Origin of the sequence: Streptomyces sp. 13-12-16, from assembly GCF_002114215.1 — a bacterium.
GTDB lineage: Bacteria > Actinomycetota > Actinomycetes > Streptomycetales > Streptomycetaceae > Streptomyces.
On the sequence record NZ_NCTE01000657.1, the window covers coordinates 1 to 3940 of the forward strand.

At 71.6% G+C, this 3940-nt stretch carries 3 protein-coding genes and 1 pseudogene; 3 read left to right on the forward strand and 1 reads right to left on the reverse strand.

The features are described 5' to 3' along the window. The first annotated feature begins 745 nt into the window (after positions 1-745). The gene (locus tag B7767_RS25210; RefSeq protein ID WP_085574218.1) at positions 746-2089 is read left to right on the forward strand and encodes an MFS transporter; all 1344 of its coding nucleotides are present in this window, start codon (positions 746-748) and stop codon (positions 2087-2089) included. 260 nt (positions 2090-2349) lie between these two features. Continuing rightward, positions 2350-2651, forward strand: a pseudogene (locus tag B7767_RS49400) (IS5/IS1182 family transposase); the annotation flags it as partial. A 128-nt stretch (positions 2652-2779) separates the two neighbouring features. Here the strand turns inward: B7767_RS49400 and B7767_RS25215 are convergent. Then, the gene (locus B7767_RS25215; RefSeq protein ID WP_085574203.1) at positions 2780-3484 is read right to left on the reverse strand and encodes a type 1 glutamine amidotransferase domain-containing protein; all 705 of its coding nucleotides are present in this window, start codon (positions 3482-3484) and stop codon (positions 2780-2782) included. A 146-nt stretch (positions 3485-3630) separates the two neighbouring features. Between B7767_RS25215 and B7767_RS25220 the strand changes: the two genes are divergently transcribed. After that, positions 3631-3940, forward strand: a 310-nt coding sequence (locus B7767_RS25220; RefSeq protein ID WP_143652631.1) for a LysR family transcriptional regulator, incomplete at its 3' end; no start/stop codon positions are given.

A 3940-nucleotide genomic window follows, 5' to 3' on the forward strand; every position in this document is an offset into this window, starting at 1 on the left:
CGTGCCGCTGTTCGCCCGCGTCGTCCGGGCGGCCGCCCTCCGGCCGCCGCCCGCGGCCGTTGCGCCTCCCGTCTGCCGCGACCTGCGAGCAACCCGCCCTCGGCCCGCCCGGAGCCGCGCCCACCTCGTCGGAACCCGTCCCGAACCACAACGGCCCCGGCCCCGCCGAAGGAGCAAGCACCCACCGTTCCCGGACCTCCGGCTTTCCGCCCCGTCAACTCATCCGGCCTCATGGTCCTGTCCGCCGGCGATCCCGCCAGGAACCCGTGGGCACCCTGTGGCAGCGCCGCTCCGCGGCCGGCCTCGACGCTCACACCAGCCGGCCAGACCGCTGACCGGCCGACCATGGCGCCAAAAGGCCGCGCGAACAGGCGGGAGCTCTGTCCGACGGAGCCGGCTCGGCCGGGCGTGACGGGGACAGGGGCTTGATGTGGTTGTGGGGGCGGCTGGTGGGTCTGCGGCGGAGCCGACGTCAAAGGCCACTTGCCGTCGGCTCCGGTAGCATCGGAGACATGTCCGGTGCTTCGTGCGCGGCTTGTGCCGCGGTGACGAGGGCGCTCCGCTAGCGGCGGGGCGTTCGTCTCACTTCTGTTGAACGTTCCGCCGCTCCGTGGTTGAACCGGAGCGGCGCGTTCGTGCTGCTCGGAACTTCTTCTGGGCAACGGAGCACTCGGTGTTTTCAGGCATTCCCTCTTCGCGCCGGGACGGATCGTCCCCGGTGCGCGCTTGGCTGGTGCTGTGCTGCATGGCCATGCTGCAGTTCTTCATCGCGGTCGACGTGACCGTGGTCAACGTCGCCCTGCCCTCGATCGGCGCGGACTTCGGGGCCGACGGGCACGCACTGACCTGGGTTGTGGTCGGGTACACGATCACCGGCGGCGGGCTGCTGATGCTCGGTGGCCGACTGGGCGATGTGCTCGGCAGGCGCCGCATCCTCCTCCTCGGCACGGCACTCTTCGGCGCCGCGTCCTTGCTGGCCGGGCTCGCGCCGTCCTTCGCCGTGCTGGTGACGGCCCGGCTGCTGCAGGGCGCCGGGGAGGCGATCGCGCTTCCGGCAGCGACGGCAGTGATCGTGCTCATGTTCCCCGAGGGACCGCGCAGGTCACGGGCGCTGAGCGTGTGGGCAGCCGTCGCGAGCTGTGGCCTCGTCCTCGGGTTCGTGGTCTCCGGGATCATCACCGAACTGCTCGGCTGGCGGTGGATCTTCCTGGTGTCCGTACCGTTCGTCCTGGTCGTGCTCGCTGCTGCGGCCCTTCTCGTGCCGAACGAACGGCCCGCCGGGCCCGCCACCTTGGACCTTCCCGGTTCGCTCCTGCTGGTCGCGGCTCCGCTGCTGTTCGCCCTCGGAGTCATCGAGGCGGGGGAGGCGGACAGCACCCTGCCCTGGCTGCCGCCGGTGGCGCTGGTCGGCGCGCCGGCAGCCGGAGTCCTGTTCGTCAGGGTCGAGCGCCGTTCACGGAACCCGATCGTGTCGCTGCGGTTCTTCCGTAACCGGCCGCGCGTCCTGGCCAACCTCGCCACCGCTCTGCTGAGCGCGGCACTGTCCACCTCGTTCCTGCTGTTCACCTACTACCTGCAGGACCGGTCGGGCGCCGGTCCGCTCCAGGCCGGTCTGACGATGCTGCCTCTGGCGGTGTCCCTGATGGTGGCCTCGGTACTGGTGCCCCGGCTGCTCGGACGGTGGGGTGCCCGCGCCTGTGTCCTGACCGGAATCGGCTTCACCGCGCTGGCGATGACGGTCATCGCTCTGGTCTCCTCCCTCGGGGCCACCGGTTGGGCGATGGTTCCGGCCATGATGCTCATCGCGGCCGGGATGGGGTTCGGGATCGTCGGGCTGCAGTACGTCGCGGTGACCGGAGTGACCGACGACGACGCCGGCATCGCCTCCGGCGTCCAGCGGGCCGCCGACCAACTGGGCGGTTCCACCGGTGTCACGCTGTACGTCGGCATCGGGTTCGCTCCCGCCCTGGACGGCACCGACCCGTTCCTCGCCAGTGGCCTCCTGGCCGTCGCCGGGCTCGCCGCGGCCGGGTGCGTCACCTGGCGGATCTCCATGCCCGCCGCGGTGCTGGAGAAAACACCCGGGTGAGCTCGGGCAGGGCTGCGCCCGTCCGGCGGCCAGGCCGGGCGCAGCCCTGGAAACAACAGGCCCACGGTCACCACCGGCCAAGCAGCAGGCCACATGCCCGTCCTGCCTTCCTCCATCACCGGCCCTCTGCGGGAGCAGTTCCACGCGTTGGTCGCGCACCGCCAGGCCGTTCGTCCTCTGGGCCGTCATCGGCCCGCGCCCCGGAGCGGCTCGCCGCAGGAGTCCCCGGATCCCTGCACCGGGCCGCGCCGGATGCCTGTGACCAGGCCATCGGCCTGGATCTGGATCTGGGCAGCCTTGCCGTGGACGGGTGCATCGTGAAAGCCCCGGCGGTGGGGGGAACACCGGTTCCTCGCCTGCGGACCGCGGGGAATCGGGCCCGAACGGTCGCTGCCGGTCGAAGGCGGCGGGCTCCCGATCGGGATGCGTGCCCGCCGGCGCCGACCGGCACGACTCGCCGCTGCTACGCACCGCCTTGGAGACCCCCGGGCGCTTCGGCTTCCATCTGCCCGGCCGGATCACGGTGCACCTGGACCCGGGCCACGACTCGCGCGTGACCCGCGACTCAGGCCGCGCCCGCCACGCGTCAGTCGACGACGTACCCGGACCAATGAGCAGAAGAGCCAAACGAAACGGGCCGGCCCGTCGGACAACAGGTCCGACGGGCCGGCCCGTGGTGGCGGTTTCCGGTCAGGCGTCCGGCAGGGCCGCGAGGACCTGCTTGGCGGTGGTCACGCTGGACTGCGGGTTCTGCCCGGTGATCAGGTTGCCGTCGACGATCACCGTGTCGGACCAGGCTGCGCCGGCCTTGACGTCGGCGCCGCGCTCGGCGAGCCGGCTTTCCACCAGCCAAGGAGCCTGGTCGCCCAGTCCGCCCTGGTTCTCCTCCTCGTCGGTGAAGCCGGTCAGGCTACGGCCGGCGAAGACGAAGGTACCGTCCTCCTTCATGGCGCTGAGAAGCCCGGCGACGCCGTGGCAGAGCGCGGCGATGACCTGCCCGCGGCCGTCGGCGTCGGCGAGCAGGGCGCCGAGGCGGGCGTCGTCGGCGAGGTCGGTCATCGGGGCGTGCCCGCCGGGCAGGTACAGGGCGTCGTAGTCGGCGACGCGGACGGCGGCGAGGTCGAGCGGGGCCGCCAGGTCCGCCTCGATGGACTCCAGGTACACCTTGAACGCGGCGGCGTCGGCGGCGTCGACACCGCCGCGCTCGTCGAGCGAGATCGCGTCGACGGTGGGCCGGGCACCGCCCGGGGTGGCGATGCGCACGGTGTGACCCGCTTCTGTCAGTACCTTGTGCGACGCGGCGACCTCTTCGGCCCAGTAACCGGTGGGGTGGGTGGTGCCGTCGGCCAGGGCCAGGGTGTCGGCCGCCGAAATGATCATCAGGATCTTTGCCATGAGGGTCACGTCCTCGATTCGGAAAGGAGATGCGGAAGGGAGATGAAGGGATACGGACGATGTCCAGGAAGGACATCCCCAGAGTGCATCGGGGAAGCGGGCACGGCACGTCCCAGCCATAAGAAGGCTTATGTATCGTCGGTTGCGTGAAGGACTTGGATCTGGTCGCCACCTTTCTGGAGATCTACCGCCGCGGCTCACTGACGGGTGCGGCCAAGGCGCTCGGCCTGTCCCAGCCCGCCGTCAGCGGGCAGCTCATGCGCCTGGAGGAACAGGTGGGCGGCACGCTGTTCACCCGGTCGCGCAGCGGGGCCCGGCCGACGCCCCACGCCCATGAGCTGGCCCGCCGTGTCGGCCCTCACCTGGACGGCCTGCGCCACGCGCTCGGAAAGGACGACGCGGAAACCGCCCTGCGGGGCACCGTACGGCTCGGGGCGGCGGCCGAATTCGCCACCG

Excerpts from the sequence above, each read along its gene's own strand:
- B7767_RS25210 (WP_085574218.1), top strand. The coding sequence starts at position 746 with ATGGCCATGCTGCAGTTCTTCATCGCGGTCGACGTGACCGTGGTCAAC.
- B7767_RS25215 (WP_085574203.1), bottom strand. The coding sequence starts at position 3,484 with ATGGCAAAGATCCTGATGATCATTTCGGCGGCCGACACCCTGGCCCTG.